Raw genomic sequence first — 19137 nt, 5'->3', positions numbered from 1 at the left:
AATGAAGCTAGAAGATATATTACAGAAATATTATGGATATGAGACATTCAGAGAAGGGCAGAAAGAGCTGATTGAGCATGTGATGAATAATCAGTCAGCACTTGGCATCCTGCCGACAGGCGGCGGAAAATCAATCTGTTACCAGGTGCCGGGTATTGCCCGAGGCGGATTGACGCTCGTAATCAGTCCGCTCATCTCCTTGATGAAGGACCAGGTTGATACACTGAGTGCAGCGGGGATACCAGCTGCTTATTTGAACAGTCAGCAGAAAGCAGCAGAAGTTCGCGCTGTTGAATCTGATTTAAAAAAGGGTGCTTATCAGTTCCTCTATGTCGCGCCGGAACGATTCGAACAGAATAACTTCAGATATTTACTGACACAGCTGGATATCAGATTGATCGCCTTTGACGAAGCGCATTGTATCTCAAAATGGGGACATGATTTCAGACCGAGTTATCGTCAAGTCGTCTCTCGCGTGATGACAATAGGCGCGCCGTGTATAGCTGTCACGGCGACGGCAACTGTAGATGTCAGAAAAGATATTCAGGAACTCCTTTACATTAGTGATGATTGTGTCGTTGAAACGAGTATTAAACGCGATAATCTTGATTTTAAGATTGATCCGACGTTCCAGAAAGATAAGATGGTCAGACGCTATGTGAAGGAACATATGAAAGATTCAGGTATTATTTATGCGACGACACGCAAACAAGTGGAAGCACTCAGCGAGCAGTTCACTGATCAGAATATCAGTCATACCATTTATCATGCGGGTCTTTCCAGTGAAGTAAGAGAGCAGAATCAGACCGCGTTCGTCAATGACAACAGTCCTGTTATGATAGCGACCAACGCATTTGGAATGGGTATTGATAAATCTAACGTCAGATACGTCATCCATTATAATCTGCCTCAGGATCTGGAATCTTACTATCAGGAAGCGGGGCGTGCCGGGCGTGATGGTCTGCAGAGTGAATGTATTCTTCTCTATAGTGAACAGGATATACGGCTGCAGCAGTTTTTTATCGGTAACACACCGGACGAAGTCATTCAGGAACGTAAGAAAGAAAAACTTGAGAAAATGGTTCAGTATACGAAGACTACGCAGTGTCTGCAGGGGACACTCATCAATTACTTCAATCCGGAAGAACATCTTGAACCGTGTGGCAGATGTACAAACTGTCTGATGGAAGCAAAATATGATATGTCCGTTGAAGCGAAGAAACTGATGAGCTGTCTGATTCGCATCAAGACGCCTGTCAGCAGGGGGATACTGACGAAAGTCATCAGAGGTGAGCAGGTGTCACAAGAAATGTCTCAGCTCAGTACATTTGGCCTGATGAAAGATTATGAGACAAAAGATATTCACGGCTTTATTGATACCCTTCTATTCAATGGTTATTTAGATGAGATAGATGGTAAACTGCACGTACATCCAAGTGCTAAAGATGTCCTGATGAGTGACGTTAAAATCATGACACACTACCATCCTGTTTCCTATAATGAACGCGTCACGATTCATACGCTTGTCAATGTTGATGAAGACTTATTTGAACATCTGAAGAAAGTCAGAAAAGAACTGTCTGTAGAAATGAATGTCCCTCCTTTTACTATCTTCTCCGACCGGACACTGACTTTATTTGCACAGAAACAGCCGACGACGAAACAGGAAATGTTCCATATCGAAGGAGTTGGATCCTATAAACTCAAACATTACTGCCCGCGTTTCATCGAAGCGATAAAAAGTTATCAATCCACAGTTTAGTCCGTCTTATACAGGCTATTAGTGTACAGAGGTGAAGACATGATAAAATTTGACAATGTTTCTAAAGTTTACGGTGATAAAGCGGCTGTAGATCATATCTCCTTTGAAGTGAATGAAGGGGAATTCTTCGTGTTGATCGGTCCGTCAGGTTGCGGTAAAACGACAACACTGAAAATGATCAACCGACTGATTCCGTTATCGAGTGGTTATATTTATTTTAAGAATCAGCCTATCAGTAGTTACAAGCTTGATGAAATGCGCTGGGATATCGGCTATGTCCTGCAACAGATCGCGCTTTTCCCCCATATGACAGTGCGTGATAATATTGCGCAAGTCCCGACGATGAAAAAGTGGGAGACGAGTCGTATAGATGAACAGATCAATCGCCTTCTCGATATGGTTGGACTGCCACATGAGCAGTTTAGGGATCGCTATCCATCTGAACTATCAGGGGGCCAGCAGCAACGTATCGGTGTCGTCCGGGCGCTTGCTGCCGATCCACCGGTTATTTTGATGGATGAACCGTTCAGTGCACTTGATCCACTCAGTCGTGAGAAACTGCAGGATGACCTGCTGCACCTGCAGTCAGAGATCAATAAGACCATTATCTTTGTCACACATGATATCAATGAAGCATTTAGGCTGGGTGACCGCATCTGTCTCATGAATCAAGGTCGTATAGAGCAGATTGGCACACCACGAGATTTTGTCGAGAGACCCAACAGCGAATTTGTGCAGTCATTTATCGGTAACGCCACGATAGAGCGTCTGGCAGCTGACTGTCTGGAGCCTATCCCTTATAATGCAACCTATCCAGCAGTAAAACCAGAGACACCCGTATCTGAGCTCTATGCTCTGCTCGCTGAACACGAGCAGCTGAATGTCATTGATACAGAATACAGAGGCGCTGTGACACGTACTTCAGTCTTCAAGACGCTGAGTAAAGGAGGCGCTGAATAATGAAAGAATTTATCTCAACGTTTCAGGAACGTCAAGGAGAGCTCTGGACAGCCTTATTTGAACATATCCAGATTTCTTTTATCGCCCTGTTAATCGCGATGCTTATTGCAGTACCGCTTGGTATTTTACTCACAAGACGTGAACGTATCGCTGAACCCATCATCAATGTGACTGCTGTCCTGCAGACTATCCCGTCTCTGGCACTCTTAGGTCTGATGATTCCGCTTTTTGGTATTGGGCGTGTCCCAGCTATCATCGCACTCGTCATTTATGCTTTGCTGCCGATTCTGCGAAATACATATACAGGCATCAAAGAAGTAGACCCATCGCTTAAAGAAGCGGCAAGTGGCATCGGTATGAATCCGTTCAGACGATTGACCCGTGTTGAACTGCCGCTCGCTATGCCTGTCATCATGGCAGGGATCAGAACAGCGATGGTCCTGATTATCGGGACAGCCACTCTCGCTGCATTTATCGGAGCAGGTGGACTTGGTGACCTCATCTTACTCGGTATCGACCGCAATAACATGGCGCTGATTCTACTCGGCGCAATCCCTGCTGCTATCTTAGCGATTTTCTTTGATTTACTGCTCAGATGGATGGCTAAACTATCTTATAAGAAGATTGGAATTATTTTAGGTCTTATTCTGCTCGTGGCACTGCTTATGGCAATCATTCCCCTCTTCTCCAAGGAAAAAGGGCAGCTTGAACTTGCAGGTAAACTAGGGACTGAACCAGAGATTATCACGAATATGTACAAAGAACTGATAGAGGACGAGACAGATGTCTCTGTTGAAATTAAACCAGGACTTGGTAAGACGTCATTCCTGTTCAATGCATTAAAAGCTGATGAAATAGATGGCTACTTAGAGTTCACAGGAACAGTCCTCGGCGAATTGGTCAAAGAAACGCCAAAAGGAAACACAGAATCAGAAGTTTATCAACAGGCTAAAGACAGCATTATGAAGAAAGAGAAGATGTCTCTACTTGAACCGATGAAGTACAATAACACTTATGCGCTCGCAGTGAAACGGAGCTATGCAGAAGAACATGGTCTGAAAACCATTTCTGACCTCAGCAAAGTGAAAAATGATATCCGTGCCGGATTCACCCTTGAGTTCAATGACCGTGAAGACGGTTATAAAGGCATCCAGAAGAAATACAACTTGAAGTTCAGTCATGTGAACACGATGGAACCTAAAATCCGTTACCAGGCGATTGAGAGCAATAAGATAGATCTGATCGATGCTTATTCTACAGACGCTGAACTAGAGAAATATGATATGGTTGTATTAAAAGATGATCAGCATCTGTTCCCGCCATATCAAGGTGCACCATTACTGAAGGAAGAAACGGTCAAGAAATATCCGGAAGTCATGAAAGCACTGAATAAACTAGCCGGGCAGATTTCAGATGAAGAAATGCAGCAGATGAACTATGAAGTCGCCTACAAAAAGAAAAAGGCTGAAGACGTTGCGCATGCCTTCCTGAAGAAGAAACAGCTGATTAAGTAAGGAGATTTGATGATGAAGAAACAGCTTGCCTCGTTAAATATTTATTCACCTGGTAAAACAGCAGAAGAAATACAGCGTGATTTGAACATTAAAAGTGAGATGATGAAATTATCATCTAACGAAAATGTTTACGGACCTTCACCGGAAGTAGAAAAAACACTTCAAGCTGCCATACAGAATATTCATGAGTATCCGGATGCAGCGGGAACTGACCTCAAACAGGCCATCAGCAGGTTTTATCAAGTTCCATCTGAAGCAGTTCTTTTGGGTGCTGGACTGGACGAAGTGATTCAGATGCTTTCCAGGGCAATACTGAAGCCTGGAGACGAAATTGTGACAAGTGAACAGACATTTGTCCAATATTCGCATCATGCAGTGATTGAAGACTGTACGATAGTAACAGCGCCACTTACGAACGGCAAATTCGATTTAAAAGCACTTCTTGGTCAGGTGACTGATAAGACAGCACTCGTCTGGCTCTGTAATCCAAACAATCCGACAGGCAACTATTTTTCTGAAGAAGAGCTGACTGCATTCCTGAGGGAAGTGGGAGATGTGCCTGTCGTGCTGGACGAAGCATATGCAGAGTATGTGACAGCTGAAAATTACCCGGACAGCCTGAAACTGAGGGATCAATTTGAAAATATCATTATCCTGCGAACTTTTTCTAAAGCTTATGGACTTGCTTCTTTAAGAATCGGCTATGCCATTTCATCGGACGAATGGACGGATCTCTGGCATCGTGTCAAGCTGCCTTTTAATGTGACGACATTATCACTTAAAGCAGCAGAAGCTGCGCTTGCCGATCAGGATTATCTGAAAAGAATCGTGACACAGAACGCGACGGAACGAGCACGCTACTACGCGTCTGAATTTAAAAATCATCTCCTCCCATCAGAGACGAATTTTGTCTTTATTCAAGTAGATGATGCGAGTCAGTTAAATGATTTTCTGCTTAGAAAAGGGATTATTGCTCGTCCGGTACCTGGTGGTGTACGTCTGACGATTGGCACAAGAGACCAGAACGATGTTATCATTGAAGTATTAAATGAGTATTTTAAGGAGGAAGCATAGTGAGAAAAACCATTGCGATTGACATGGATGAAGTATTAGCAGATACACTGAAAAAAGTCATCTTCAAATTCAATGAAGAATCAGGAGAAACAGTAACAGCCGAAGACCTTCAAGGCGTCAAGCTGCGCGATTTACATCCACAGCATGTTGAAAGCCTTTCAAACCTTCTTCTTGACCGCAGCTTTTTCCGGGACCTTGAAGTATTCCCGGATGCTGTACGCGTCGTTAAACGACTGACGGAACATTATGATGTCTATATCGCAACGGCTGCGATGGATGTTCCGACTTCTTTTGATGCCAAATATGAGTGGCTTCTGGAGCACTTCCCGTTTCTCGATCCACAGCATTTTATTTTCTGCGGGGATAAAGGTGTCGTCGGGACAGATTACTTGATTGATGACAATCCTAAACAGCTTGCAGCGTTTAAAGGTAAAGGAATCATGTTCAATGCAGCACATAATATTCACGAAGAAGGCTTTGACCGTGTTCACAGCTGGAAAGAAGTTGAAGACTATTTCTTTGGTCAGGCATAAAAAGAGATTCCTCTAATTTAGAGGAATCTCTTTTTTTAACATACTTCAGGTCCGGTAAACATGCGTAACCGTTTATTAAGGATGGTGATATGGACAGGTGTTGATAAATCAATCTCACCATCTACGTCAACTTCCATCGGCTCTTTTGTTCTGATAGTAAAATCTGTTCCTTCTATCTGTTCTACATTTTTACTGATGTTATTCCAGTTATCGATCGATTTCTCATTGATCATTTCAGTAAATAACTTGATGCCCGCTTCCTTAAAGATAAACGCATGCATGACGCCGTCATCCGGACATAGTTCTTTAAGAGGGATACGATTACCGCCGACGAACTGACCATTGGCGACTACAATCATGGATGCAGTGCCGGACTCAGTTTTTCCATTTACTTCTATCTCATAATCAAAGAAAGTCGGATCTGTTACCGTCTTTAAAGTAGAGAAGAGATAACTGAATTTACCCAGTTTACTTTTCTTCTCATCGACGACAGCTTCGGCATTCTCAACAATGAGTCCCATACCGATGAAATTAAGTACATAGCGGTCATTGGCCTGCATCACATCGATATGTTTAACGTGACCTTCAAGCAATACTTCAGATGTTTCTTTCGGTGTAGGAGGGAGGTTCAGCGTTTTCGTGAAGTCATTGAACGTTCCTCCAGGCAGTATGCCGATTGGTAGATTCAAATCTGCTTCAATGACGCCGTTGATAAGCTCATGAACCGTACCGTCACCGCCTAGTATAAAGATGACATCATAATCCTCTTTTTTAATGACCTGACAATGTTTCTTGATATCGCCTTCCTCGTCACTCCGATAGATGACAAGCTCCTTACACATCTTTAACAGATTCGTTGAAACCTGTCCTAGTTCAACGTGAACGTCTCCTTGACCTGCAGCTTCATGATAGTAAAGAATACCTTTATTGAACTTAACCATAGATGATACATCTCCTTTACCTAACAGTACCCAAAAATAAAAGAAAAACACGTCCGAAGAGGACGTGTTTATTAGTGGATACCTTCCATTTTACGAGAAACCCATTTATTCATGAGTAATAAGATAACGAATAGTACGATAGCTAATCCACCGATAAAACCAAAGTAGTTGGTATAGCCCATCGGTTCAACGAGTTTAACAAGCTGCGCATTGATGGCCTGTGCACTGGCATTCGTTAAGAACCATAGACTCAGCATCTGTGAGCTAAAAGCTTCAGGTGCTAGTTTTACAGAGACAGATGAACCGGTTGGTGATAAGCAAAGTTCCCCGATTACACAAAGGAGAAATGATAAGACAAGCCACCATGGATTATAGAGTTCACCATGATTTGAGAGAGCCGGAATAATCATTACTAAAAAGGAAATTCCAGCAAAAAATAGACCTAATGCAAATTTTACGGGTGTAGATGGATTGTGCTTACCAAGTTTCGTCCACATGGCTGAAATAAATGGAGCGAGTAAGACAATAAAAAACGGATTGATAGATTGAAACCAAGCAGCAGGCACTAAGAAGTTAATTCCATATAATTTGTTTAAATCTAGCTGAGTATGCTCATTTGCGAAGATGCTCAGTACGTTGGCACCTTGTTCCTGAATAGACCAGAACATTACGCCTGCAATGAAAAGTGGAATATAGGCCAGTAATCGCGATTTCTCAGTCGAATTGACATCATGACTATTGTACATGGTAAGAAAATAAATAATAGGCAGTAATACACCTAGTGCTGTAACAACAATTGAAAAAGTGCCAAATGTCAGAATACCCATCTTGAGGGTGATGACGATAAGTGCAATCAAGAGGAGAACTGATATAGTAATGATTTTAGTGTACTTTACTTTTTCCTGAGTGCTAAGCGGATGTGTTGGTGCCAGACCCACAAGACCGAGTGAACGTTTCTGGAAAATGATATAAGCAATAAGTGCAAGTGCCATACCGATAGCTGCAGCCAAAAAGCCGATATGGTAGTTATAGTTTTTCTGCAAAGTACCGACGATAAATGGTGATAAAAGAGCACCCATATTAACGGACATATAGAAAATGACAAAACCTGCATCCATACGATCATCATTTTTATGGTATAGACCACCGACGACATTTGAAATATTAGGCTTCATGAGACCCGATCCTACAATAATAAGGAACATTGATGCAAGGAAGGAAGGGACACCGAATGGCAGACTCATAGCAACATGTCCTGCCATTATCAGAACAGCCCCATACATAAGCGCCCGTCTCGAGCCAAGTACCCGGTCGGCTAACCATCCACCGACAATACCTGTCATAAAGATTAAAGCACCATACATTGAAGCGATACTCGCTGCTGTCGTCTGCTCCATTCCAAGACCACCATTAATGACCTTGTCATACATGTAATAGACAAGTATCGCGCGCATACCGTAGTAACTGAATCGTTCCCAGAATTCTACGAAAAATAGAATGCCAAGTCCTTTTGGATGACCAAAGAATCCAGTCTGAGGGACACTGTTGACCATTTCTTCTCTAGTGTGTTTCATACTTCCAACCCCTGTCTTTATGATTAATCATATTGTAGCGATGAACTATCGAAAGAACAATAGTTGTGTAAAAAGTTGGAATACTGAAATAATTTAAGTCAAACTAAAAAGCGCTCTTTTTGAGCGCTTTAAATTAGTGGATACCATGCATGAGTTTTTTTATAAATGGACTGAACAGCATAACGATGATGCCGAGTCCAATTGCAATAGCACCGAAATAACCGAAGTAATGGGCAGAATCAATGCTTGTATAGACGTTAACGAGCTGAGCGTTCAAGCCTTGCGCCATCGTATTAGACAAGAACCAGATACTCATCATCTGAGCAGTGAAAGCTTGAGGCGCGAGTTTAGTCGTCGTTGATAATCCGACAGGTGACAGGCAGAGTTCTGCTACAGTAACAAGGAAGAAGCTGAGAACAAGCCAGAACGGATTGATGAGCTCAACACCTGAAATCAACGGGAAAATCATGACCAGGAAGCTTGACCCGGCAAGTAATAACGCGATACCAAACTTGATAACTGTCGGTGGATTGTAACGGCCGAGGCGTACCCAGAGTGATGCAACAAGTGGTGCCAGCGTCACAATGAACAATGGATTGAGTGACTGGAACCAGGCTGCAGGAATCGTGAAGTCAATCAGACCATTTGTGACAATCCCAAGGTCAAGCTGTGTTCGTTTATCAGAGAAGTTAGCGAGTACAGTCGAACCTTGCTCCTGTATCATCCAGAACATCACGGAAGCCAGGAATAACGGGATGTATGCAAGGAGACGTGATTTCTCGATTTTAGTTGTCTGACGTGAAAGAAACATCGTCGCAAAATAGATGACAGGTAAAATTACCCCTAAAATAGAGATAGTTAAGCTGATAGTCTGTAAATCCAGTTTATTGAGCTTATTTAAAACAAATAGATAAAGAATAATAGCAACAAAGAGCACACCTACATATAACCATGTTTTCTTTTTTGTTTCCGGTGTAATCGGATTCGGTACATTTAAGCCTGACAGACCGAGCGTCTTTTTCGCTGTCAGCACGTAAACGATAAGTCCGAAGAACATACCGATAGCAGCTGCCGCAAATCCGGCATGGAAGCCGATACGTGTCTGAAGGAGCCCGACAAGCAGAGGAGATAAGAATGCCCCTAAGTTAATAGACATGACGAATAACGTAAATGCAGAATCAACTTTTGAGTCGTTCTTCAGATAGAGTTCACCGACATTGGATGAAATATTCGGTTTCAGTAAGCCGGTACCAATGATCAGAAAGAATAAAGCAACTAAAAAGAGTGTGAACTGATTAGGTAATGACAGTAAAATATGACCGATCATAATCAATATGGCACCGATTAAAATAGAGTGCCTTGTACCGAGTAAGCGGTCAGCAATCCAGCCGCCGATAATACCACTCATATAAATCAGTGCGCCGTAAATAGAGACGATTTGTAAGGCGGTGCCTTCTTCAAGTCCGAAGCCGCCTTTTGAAACTTCATAATAAAGGTAAAATGCGAGAATCGCTTTCATACCATAGTAACTGAAACGTTCCCAGAATTCTGTCACCATTAAAGTGAAGAGTCCTTTAGGATGTCCGAAGAAACCCGTTCTTGGCATACTGTTGACGATTTCTTCGCGCGTGTGTTGAGCCAAAACAATCTTCCTTTCCAAAATAAAAAATTAAAAACAATGTATTTACTATACACTGTTTTTAATTCTCTGACAATTCAAATTTATCTATTAGTAATCGTTTCCGGATATAAATCATGGTTCATCAGTCGGTAGTTTGCTATTTCTTCATATTTAGTACCTGGGCGTCCGTAATTAGTGTAAGGATCGATTGAGATACCGCCACGTGGTGTGAACTTACCCCATATTTCAATATAATGAGGATCCATGAGTTCGATTAAATCATTCATAATAATATTCATGCAGTCTTCATGGAAGTCACCATGGTTACGGAAGCTGAAAAGATACAGCTTCAAGGATTTAGATTCTACCATCTTAATGTTTGGAATATAGCTGATATAAATGGTCGCGAAGTCAGGTTGACCCGTTATAGGGCATAGACTCGTGAATTCCGGACAGTTGAACTTGACGAAATAGTCACGGCCCTGATGCTTGTTATCAAATGACTCTAATATAGATGGATCGTATTCATATAAGTATTGATTGTTCTGATTGCCAAGCAGTGTAATATCCTGCAGTTCATCTTTAGAACGTGTCATAATATGACCTCCTTCATTAATCGTACTGATACTACTATAAATCTGTTGTTTACTCAAGCTTTGCTTTTCTGAACATATAATAGCTGGCGCCAAAGACGATGAAGTAACCGAGGAAGCTTAACATATCCGGTATTTGATTGAACAGGACGAAACTGATGATAGCGCTGAAGAGTACGGTTGCATAAAAGAAAATAGAGATATCTTTTGCGGGCGCATACTGATAGGCAATCGTGATACCGAACTGACCGATTGTCGCAAAAATACCGGACAGAATAAGATAGAACGTTTGAGTCATGGTCATCGGATGGAAGTCAGTCAGCACAAAGGGCAGCAGTACAATGGTTGAGAAGAAAGAAAAATAGAATACAGTCGTATAGAACTTTTCTCGTGGTCCCAGTACTCGTAAAGTAGTATAAGCAAAACCGGCAAACAGCGCCCCGGCTACACCAATAAGTGCATAGAACATATCGCTTGAGAAGCTCGGCTTAATAATGAAGAGAGAACCAAGAAAAGCGATGATGATGGCCGTGATCTGGTAAGGTTTGATCTTTTCTTTTAAAAACAGTGCACAAAGTAGAATGGTGAAGAACGGACTGAGTTTATTCAGCATATCTGAGTCGCTCAGCACCATGTGATCAATCGTAATATAATTCAGGACAACACCCACCAGCCCGAACGTGCTTCTTGCGATAAGAAGCGGCTGATTTTTCATCTGACCGAAGAGACGCTCCTGATACTTGATAACGAAGTAAAGCGGAATGATCATACCGACGATATTCCGGAATAATGTTTTCTGCAGGACGGGGATATCACCAGACAGTTTAACAAATGCACCCATCAGACTAAATCCGAGTGAGGCGATGAGCAGTGCAAGGATACCTTTTTGTATATTGTTCATGTTGACGACCTTTCAAATAGGATAATTCATTTTAACATACGCACTGTTTAAGTCTTAAATCGTGTCATCAAAATGTAATAATTTTTCAAAGCTATGTGTAGCAACAGGTTAAGAATTTCAGCTAAAAGTCAAGAGCCTAAATTAATAAATTTCTGGGTATAATCGATTGAAAGAGCGAACAAACGTGCTATAATATTTCATATATCTTGTGGTGCTTATGAGGATAAAACACAATATATTGTGTTTTATCCTTATATACCCTACATATTCAGTTTTAGAGCGTTTTTTACATAGGAAGTGATAAATGTGAAAGTAATCTACTATTCGCTCACGGGCAATGTGAGACGTTTCTTGCAAAAATCAAAATTTACTGGCGAATCATTGCTGGATATCCAGTCGATTGATGAGCCTTTTATTGTGGTAACAGGGACAATTGGTTTTGGTGAAGTACCGGATCCAGTTCGTCAGTTTTTAGAACGTAACAGCCGATATCTAGTAGCAGTCGTGAGCAGCGGCAACCGTAACTGGGGACAGAATTTTGCACGATCAGGTGATCTGATTGCAGCTGAATATCATGTTCCGCTGCTTATGAAATTTGAACTTCATGGCAATGCGCATGATGTACAATTATTCAACGAAAAGGTGGATGAAGTAAATGAAAGTCTTAGACGACAAACAGTATAACCATATTGAACTTAATAACCAGGTGACAAAGCGTCGTGCAGACGGTTTCTTTGATATCGAAAAAGACCAGGACGCACTTGCCGTCTATTTAGAGGAAGTAAACGAAAAGACCATTCATTTTGATTCACCCCTTGAACGTCTTCATCATTTAGTCGACAATCAGTTCTACTATAATCTGTTTGAAGATTATTCAGAGGCTGATCTTGTAGAGATTATTGCTTATGCAGAGAGTCTGCCATTTAAGTTTGCAAGCTATATGTCAGCAAGCAAGTTCTTCAAGGATTACTCGCTGAAGACGAATGATAAAAAATCCTACCTTGAAGATTATAAAGAGCATGTGGTTATCGTCAGCCTCTACCTTGCGAAAGGTCATAAAGAGAAAGCGAAGGAACTCATCAATGCGATGGTTGAACAGCGTTATCAGCCGGCAACACCGACCTTCCTGAATGCAGGCCGTGCACGCCGCGGGGAACTGGTATCCTGTTTCCTGCTTGAAGTAGATGATTCACTGAACTCTATCAATTATATCGATTCAACAGCTAAACAACTTTCTAAGATTGGCGGCGGCGTAGCCATCAATTTATCCAAACTACGCGCACGGGGTGAAGCGATTAAAGGCATCAAAGGTGTCGCAAAAGGCGTACTCCCTGTCGCAAAAGCATTGGAAGGTGGCTTCAGCTATGCCGATCAGTTAGGTCAGCGTCCAGGTGCTGGTGCTGTCTATCTCAACATCTTCCACTATGATGTTCTTGAGTTTTTAGATACGAAGAAAGTAAATGCCGATGAAGATTTACGTCTTTCTACTATTTCAACAGGACTGATTGTGCCGTCCAAGTTCTTTGATCTGGCAAAAGAAGGCAAGGACTTCTATATGTTTGCACCACATACAGTAGAAGCGGAATATGGCCAGACACTGGATGATATCAACTTAGATGAAATGTACGACGAACTCGTGGCAAATCCTAAGGTCATGAAGAAATCGAAGGATGCCCGCGAGATGCTGAACACAATCGCACAGACTCAGCTGCAGTCCGGTTACCCGTATTTAATGTTTAAAGACAATGCCAACAAAGTGCATGCGAACAGTAATATCGGACAGATTAAGATGAGCAATCTCTGCACGGAGATCTTCCAGCTGCAGGAGACGTCTGTCATCAACGACTATGGCACAGAAGATGAGATTAAGCGTGATATTTCATGTAACTTAGGCTCACTCAACATCGTCAACGTCATGGAATCCCGTAAAGTGCGCGAATCAGTGCATACGGGGATGGATGCATTGACAACAGTCAGTGACGAAGCGGACATCAAGAATGCCCCCGGTGTCGCAAAAGCGAACCGTGAACTGCATTCTGTAGGCCTTGGTGTCATGAATCTGCACGGTTATCTTGCAAAAAATAAAATTGCTTATGAATCAGACGAAGCAAAAGATTTCGCCAATACATTCTTTATGATGATGAACTTCTATTCAATTGAACGTTCTATGGAAATTGCAAAAGAACGTCGGGAAGTCTATGCAGATTTTGAAAAGTCAGATTACAAATCAGGACAGTACTTCGATAAATATGTCAGCGCAAGCTTTGCACCGAAATCAGAGAAAGTACAGGCACTTTTTGAAGGCATGCATATCCCGACTCAAGAAGACTGGCAGGCATTAAGCGAACAGGTTAAAGAACATGGACTCTTCCATGCATACCGCTTAGCGATTGCACCGACACAAAGTATTTCTTATGTTCAGAACGCGACAAGTTCTGTTATGCCGATTGTGGACCAGATTGAACGTCGTACGTATGGTAATGCTGAAACGTTCTATCCGATGCCGTTTTTATCACCGGAGACCATGTGGTTCTACAAATCAGCATTCAGTACAGACCAGATGAAACTGATCGATTTAATCGCAACAATCCAGCAGCATATTGACCAGGGTATTTCGACGATTCTGTTCGTCAACTCTGAGATATCTACGCGTGAACTCTCACGACTATACGTTTATGCCCATCATAAAGGACTTAAATCACTTTACTATACACGTAACAAATTACTGAGCGTTGAAGAATGTACAAGCTGTGCGATCTAACTAATTAATGCAAGGATGGATAAGATGAAAGCAGTAAACTGGAATACGCAGGAAGACATGACCAACATGTTCTGGCGTCAGAATATCTCACAGATGTGGGTGGAAACAGAATTTAAAGTCTCAAAAGATATCGCCAGCTGGAAAGAGCTGACGGAAGATGAAAAGTATACATTCAATCATGCTTTAGCAGGTCTGACGGGTCTCGATACACAGCAGGCAGATGACGGCATGCCGCTTATTATGATGCATACAACTGACCTTCGTAAAAAGGCAGTCTACTCATTTATGGGCATGATGGAGAATATCCATGCGAAAAGTTATTCTCACATCTTCACGACTCTTCTGCCGACGAATGAAACAGATGAACTATTGAACGAATGGGTACCAAGTGAACCGCATTTAACTTACAAAGCGAATCGCATTTTAGAGAAATATCATAAACTGTGGACAAAAGAAGCGAGTATTTATGATCAGTACATGGCACGTGTAGCATCTGTATTCCTGGAAACATTCTTGTTCTATAGCGGTTTCTACTATCCGTTATATCTGGCAGGACAAGGTCGCATGACAACGTCAGGTGAAATCATCCGTAAAATTCTGCTGGATGAATCTATTCACGGTGTCTTTACAGGACTTGATGCACAGAGCTTACGCAATGAGCTGTCAGATGATGATAAGCTGAAAGCGGACAAAGAAATGTATGCGATGCTGGATGATTTATATCGAAATGAAGAGTCTTATACACGTGAATTATATGACCGTGTCGGGCTGACAGAAGATGTACTGAATTATGTTCAATATAATGGTAATAAAGCACTCGCTAACTTAGGATTTGAACCTTACTTCGAAGAACGCGGCTTCAATCCGATTATCGAGAACGCACTGAATACAAGCACGAAGAACCATGATTTCTTCAGCGTTAAAGGCGACGGTTACGTGCTCGCGTTAAACGTCGAAGCGCTGACAGACGAAGACTTTATATTCGAATAAAAATGAACCCATCACAACGAAGCAAGTTGTGATGGGTTTTTGGTTATAGAGAAGAGTAAAGTCCAGCAAAGTGGATCTGCTGGACTTTACGCAGTACAAAGAGGCTCCTTAAGAAGAGCAAAGTCCCGCAAAACGGATCTGCTGAACTTTACTCAATCTAATCTTATTACTTTTCTTATTTTGTTTCTCTGTGCAGCGTGTATTTCTTTAAGCGTGGGCTGTATTTCATCAGTTCAATACGTTCAGGGTTATTACGTTTATTCTTTTTCGTGATATAGTTGCGGTCTCCACATTCTGTACAAGCTAAAGTTACATTTACTCTCATTTTAATTGCTCCTTTTTTTATAATGTTAGATCTGCATTTGTTTCTTCTACGGTATAAGCAGGCAGAGGGTCTGGCATCTGTGACCAGTCCTGTGCCATCTCTTCATCTGTCAGAAGGGCAGCATCCAGCGCCTTCGTAATGGCTGACTGGTCCATTTCAATCCCGATGAAGACGAGTTCAGTCTGACGGTCACCATAGACCTTATCCCATCTCGCAGCTAAAGTAGGGTCTTCCTGCATTTCAAGCGCGATATCTTCATCGCTATATGTCGCTATCCATTCACCAGCACCTTGCAGCTGAATAGAACTCCCTGCCTGTGATAGTAAGCCGCACATCTCATTTCTTGTCGCGAGCCAGTAAAATCCTTTAGAACGCACGACAGTAAGCGGGAAGTTCTTCAGAAATGCCATAAAACGTTCGGCATTGAAAGGTCTCTTCCTGCGATATACAAAAGAGGCGATGCCATATTCTTCTGTCTCTGGTGTATGTTCTTCGTTCAGTTCTTTAATCCAGCCGGCGCTCTGACTTGCTTTCTCAAAGTCAAAAAGTTTCGTATTCACTATGAGATTAAGGTCGATAACCGAGTTCTGTGTCTCATAAACTTGTGCCTCTGGATTCAGCTGCTTAAGTAGTCTTTTCAATTCTTCGCGGTCATTTTCTGATATTAAATCAATCTTGTTCAGCAGGATGACATTCGCAAATTCTATCTGATCGATAAGTAAATCGATGACTTCGCGGTCATCTGTTTCATTATTACCTAGTTTGCGGTCTGCGAGTGATTCTCCTGACGCAAAATCATGCCAGAACTGATTCGCATCTACAACTGTTACCATTGTATCAAGTACAGTGTTCTCTGATAATTTGATGCCGAGTACCTCGTCTTCAAGTGTCAGTGTCTGAGCGACAGGTAATGGTTCAGAAATTCCGGTTGATTCGATAACGATATAATCAAGCTGATGCGACTGCACAAGTTTATCTATTTCAATCAATAAATCTTCGCGTAGTGTACAGCAGATGCAGCCATTCTGGAGTTGAATCATTTTTTCGTCACTTCGTTTCATAACGGCAAGTTCAGCATCGATATTGACTTCACTCATATCATTGACGATGACGCCGATACGCATATCCTGTGTGTTGGTCAGTATATGATTGAGCAATGTCGTTTTACCTGCTCCGAGAAAACCGCTGAGTACTGTGATAGGAACGGCCATTCGTTTACCTCCAATTCGTAATTATTACGATTTATTATATTACACTAGATTTCTGTAAAAGTAAAGAGAGGACTGAAATTTTGTCAGAAATCGAAACAATGTTATTTAAGCAGCCTGCTGTCACGATTTCGACATTGATTAATAGGAGCTGAATCAAGATAATAGGAATTGACTGACAAACAGAAAGGAAGTTATGAAATGAAGAAACTAGCAGTAATTCTCTCGGCGGGCCTTGTACTTGCAGCTTGCGGCCAGACAGAAGAAAAGCATGACCACGCCAAACAGGAGACCGCATCAGTTGAGCCTGTTAAAGTAGACTTGAGCGTCCCTGAAAAAGCACAAGCAGGTGAGGAAGTTAAACTGACTGCAAAAGTCACCCAGGAGGGAAAAGCAATCAATGATGCTGACGAAGTGATGTTTGAAATCATCAAAGATGGAGACAAAGACAAATCGGTGAAAAAAATAGTGAAAGAAGCTGAAGACGGACTCTATGAACTGCCTTATACATTTGATAAAGATGGCAGCTATCAGGTCATCAGCCACGTCACCGCTAAAAACCAGCACACGATGCCGGATAAAACAATCATGATCGGCAATGTCAAACATAGTGAGCATGCGCATCATGAAGGCGCTATTCACGTGATGCCGATTAAAGCAGTGAAAGGTGAGCCCGCTGACTTTATGATTCATGTCAAGGATGAAGCAGGTAAAACGAAAGCAAAACTCATGACGCGTTTAGAAGTGATGATGCCTGACGGTAAAACTAAATGGGTTGACCTGAAAGAGACAAAAGCAGGTCAGTATGAAGGCCAGGAAACATTTGACCAGACAGGTAAGTACACCGTGACCGCACATGCTGAAAATAAACAAGGTTTCCACGTCCATACAGACGCAACTTTCACAGTAAAATAAGAGACAGGCAGCTGCCTGTCTCTTATTTGATTTGTTCGAAATAAGGGTCATCCAAATGATTGGCCTGCAGATGTTCGACTTGCAGCGTCGTATGATCAAGCTGATAAGTCTCTTGCAGCATCGCAGCCAGGTCATTGATGACTTTGTAGTTCTCAGCATCACTTCTGTTATCCACGACCACATGAGCTGACAGATTGTAGTGACCTGTCGTAATAGCAGATAGATGGAATTCATGGACATCCAGAACATTCGGATGCTCTTTCATTCGACCGATGATCTCATCTGTATCTAACTCATCAGGTACTTTCTCCATTAGAATATCCCAGGCATTTTTAACAATCTTATAACCACCGCGGAAGATGATCAATGAAATCACAATACTTAATATAGGGTCAATCAGCACCCAATGTGTGAAATAGATGACGACAACTGCGACAATGACGCCGACAGAATTTAAAAGGTCACCGATAAAGTGCCAGAGTGCGCTCTGAACATTAATGTTATCTTCACCCTTCAGTGAACGGGTAAGGATGATCGTCAAAATGATGTTGACCACTAAGCCGATAAGTGAGATCGTCAGCATCAGTCTGACATCGACGTCCTGGGGATGCAGGATACGCATAATCCCCTCATAACAGATGCCGAGAGCGATGACGACAAGCGCAAGACCATTGAGTAGAGCCGCCAGAATCTCAAGTCTTAAGTAGCCGAAAGTATAACGGGCAGTAGGTGCTTTTGCTGCGAAGTAAATCGCAATCATCGACAGCCCAAGGGCTAATACATCGCTTAACATATGTGCAGAGTCTGACAGCAGAGCGAGTGAATTCGACAATATACCGCCGACCACTTCAACAATCGTAAAAAATAATGTGATTAAAAGAGACACCCAGAGCGTCTTTTTGGAGCCCTGCTGTTCTTTCAGGTGTTCAACATGATGATAGTACTGAGGCTGACTGTATGTTTTTCTCATCATTATTCTCCTTGAGTCGCAATAATTTTGTTATTCTCATATACTATTCTACCCCCCAGGTGGCCTGTGTAAGCAAGAAAGCCACTACCGAATACAGAAAGAATAAGTACAACGATTAATAGTTCTTTTTTAAATTTTGCGCTGAAATGTGTGTAAAGTTTAATGACTGCTGCAGAACCAAACAAGATTATGGAAGTAAGCGCCATCTGTTCATGCTGATGAATCAAACCCTCAACCTCACCGAAATGCATTTCAGCGAAACGCTCGGCGCTGTCACCGGTCATATAGGAGATAATCCCTGTTACAACGCCGACCACTAGAAGAATAGTGCCGGTCATATTAAGCTGGCCTCTGTATTTCAACGAAATGAGTTCAATAATAGTCGCAAGTAATAATAAGGCAATTGGAAAATGAACGATTAATGGATGTAATGGCATATATAAAACCTCTCTTCTATTTAATAATAGAAAGATAACATGCCAAACTGACAATAAA

18 protein-coding genes are annotated in these 19137 nt (G+C 42.0%); 9 read left to right on the top strand and 9 right to left on the bottom strand.

From position 1 onward, the window contains the following. The first annotated feature begins 1 nt into the window (after position 1). From recQ to ERX27_RS00510, 5 genes are read left to right on the top strand one after another with little or no spacing between them, the layout of a single operon-like run. Entirely contained in the window at positions 2-1762 is a 1761-nt protein-coding gene (gene recQ, locus ERX27_RS00530) for a DNA helicase RecQ (RefSeq protein ID WP_133430854.1), read from the top strand. Between the two features lie 39 nt (positions 1763-1801). Beyond that, complete coding sequence (locus ERX27_RS00525; RefSeq protein ID WP_133430853.1) at positions 1802-2722, top strand: ABC transporter ATP-binding protein; 921 nt, start codon at positions 1802-1804, stop codon at positions 2720-2722. Beyond that, positions 2722-4236 (top strand): ABC transporter permease/substrate-binding protein, encoded by a 1515-nt coding sequence (locus tag ERX27_RS00520; RefSeq protein WP_133430852.1) that lies wholly within the window; start codon positions 2722-2724, stop codon positions 4234-4236. The genes ERX27_RS00525 and ERX27_RS00520 overlap by 1 nt, the downstream gene beginning before the upstream one ends. A gap of 12 nt (positions 4237-4248) precedes the next feature. Beyond that, positions 4249-5310: a histidinol-phosphate transaminase gene (gene hisC / locus ERX27_RS00515; protein WP_133430851.1), complete on the top strand. Its 1062-nt coding sequence runs from the start codon at positions 4249-4251 to the stop codon at positions 5308-5310. Beyond that, positions 5307-5843, top strand: coding sequence for a 5' nucleotidase, NT5C type (locus ERX27_RS00510; RefSeq protein WP_133430850.1), 537 nt, complete (start codon positions 5307-5309; stop codon positions 5841-5843). The genes hisC and ERX27_RS00510 overlap by 4 nt, the downstream gene beginning before the upstream one ends. A 35-nt stretch (positions 5844-5878) precedes the next feature. Here ERX27_RS00510 and ERX27_RS00505 read toward each other — a convergent pair whose 3' ends face one another. The 5 genes from ERX27_RS00505 to ERX27_RS00485 form a co-directional block, all read right to left on the bottom strand. Beyond that, positions 5879-6784 carry a diacylglycerol/lipid kinase family protein gene (locus ERX27_RS00505; protein ID WP_133430849.1) on the bottom strand — a complete coding sequence of 302 codons (906 nt, stop codon included), beginning with the start codon at positions 6782-6784 and terminating at the stop codon, positions 5879-5881. A gap of 71 nt (positions 6785-6855) precedes the next feature. Beyond that, complete coding sequence (locus ERX27_RS00500) at positions 6856-8358, bottom strand: peptide MFS transporter (RefSeq protein WP_133430848.1); 1503 nt, start codon at positions 8356-8358, stop codon at positions 6856-6858. A 133-nt stretch (positions 8359-8491) separates the two neighbouring features. Then, positions 8492-9964 carry a peptide MFS transporter gene (locus ERX27_RS00495; RefSeq protein ID WP_133430958.1) on the bottom strand — a complete coding sequence of 491 codons (1473 nt, stop codon included), beginning with the start codon at positions 9962-9964 and terminating at the stop codon, positions 8492-8494. 116 nt (positions 9965-10080) lie between these two features. After that, positions 10081-10575 (bottom strand): preQ(1) synthase, encoded by a 495-nt coding sequence (gene queF / locus ERX27_RS00490; RefSeq protein WP_133430847.1) that lies wholly within the window; start codon positions 10573-10575, stop codon positions 10081-10083. 49 nt (positions 10576-10624) lie between these two features. After that, complete coding sequence (locus ERX27_RS00485; RefSeq protein ID WP_133430846.1) at positions 10625-11473, bottom strand: DMT family transporter; 849 nt, start codon at positions 11471-11473, stop codon at positions 10625-10627. A 306-nt stretch (positions 11474-11779) separates the two neighbouring features. Here ERX27_RS00485 and nrdI point away from each other — a divergent pair, with 306 nt between their 5' ends. From nrdI to nrdF, 3 genes are read left to right on the top strand one after another with little or no spacing between them, the layout of a single operon-like run. Beyond that, a complete protein-coding gene (gene nrdI, locus ERX27_RS00480) occupies positions 11780-12157 on the top strand; it encodes a class Ib ribonucleoside-diphosphate reductase assembly flavoprotein NrdI (protein WP_133430845.1) in 378 nt (125 codons plus the stop codon). Then, positions 12129-14234 (top strand): class 1b ribonucleoside-diphosphate reductase subunit alpha, encoded by a 2106-nt coding sequence (gene nrdE / locus ERX27_RS00475; protein WP_133430844.1) that lies wholly within the window; start codon positions 12129-12131, stop codon positions 14232-14234. The genes nrdI and nrdE overlap by 29 nt, the downstream gene beginning before the upstream one ends. 24 nt (positions 14235-14258) lie before the next feature. Further along, entirely contained in the window at positions 14259-15224 is a 966-nt protein-coding gene (nrdF, locus tag ERX27_RS00470; protein WP_133430843.1) for a class 1b ribonucleoside-diphosphate reductase subunit beta, read from the top strand. Positions 15225-15399: 175 nt separating this feature from the next. On the opposite strand, the gene rpmG is transcribed toward nrdF, so the two are convergent. Both rpmG and ERX27_RS00460 read right to left on the bottom strand, forming a co-directional pair. Then, positions 15400-15549, bottom strand: a complete 150-nt coding sequence (gene rpmG, locus ERX27_RS00465; protein ID WP_096076614.1) for a 50S ribosomal protein L33 — start codon at positions 15547-15549, stop codon at positions 15400-15402. Between the two features lie 17 nt (positions 15550-15566). Continuing rightward, positions 15567-16760, bottom strand: coding sequence for a GTP-binding protein (locus ERX27_RS00460; protein ID WP_133430842.1), 1194 nt, complete (start codon positions 16758-16760; stop codon positions 15567-15569). A 198-nt stretch (positions 16761-16958) separates the two neighbouring features. Here ERX27_RS00460 and ERX27_RS00455 point away from each other — a divergent pair, with 198 nt between their 5' ends. Continuing rightward, a complete protein-coding gene (locus ERX27_RS00455; protein WP_133430841.1) occupies positions 16959-17672 on the top strand; it encodes a FixH family protein in 714 nt (237 codons plus the stop codon). Between the two features lie 22 nt (positions 17673-17694). On the opposite strand, the gene ERX27_RS00450 is transcribed toward ERX27_RS00455, so the two are convergent. Continuing rightward, complete coding sequence (locus tag ERX27_RS00450) at positions 17695-18642, bottom strand: cation diffusion facilitator family transporter (protein WP_424960601.1); 948 nt, start codon at positions 18640-18642, stop codon at positions 17695-17697. 2 nt (positions 18643-18644) lie between these two features. Next, positions 18645-19079, bottom strand: a complete 435-nt coding sequence (locus ERX27_RS00445) for a DUF2231 domain-containing protein (RefSeq protein WP_133430839.1) — start codon at positions 19077-19079, stop codon at positions 18645-18647. Positions 19080-19137: the final 58 nt, after the last annotated feature.

Origin of the sequence: Macrococcus brunensis (assembly GCF_004359615.1) — a bacterium.
Lineage (GTDB): Bacteria > Bacillota > Bacilli > Staphylococcales > Staphylococcaceae > Macrococcus > Macrococcus brunensis.
The sequence above is the reverse complement of the archived record's forward strand: the minus strand, read 5'-3'. Positions and strand labels throughout refer to the sequence as shown.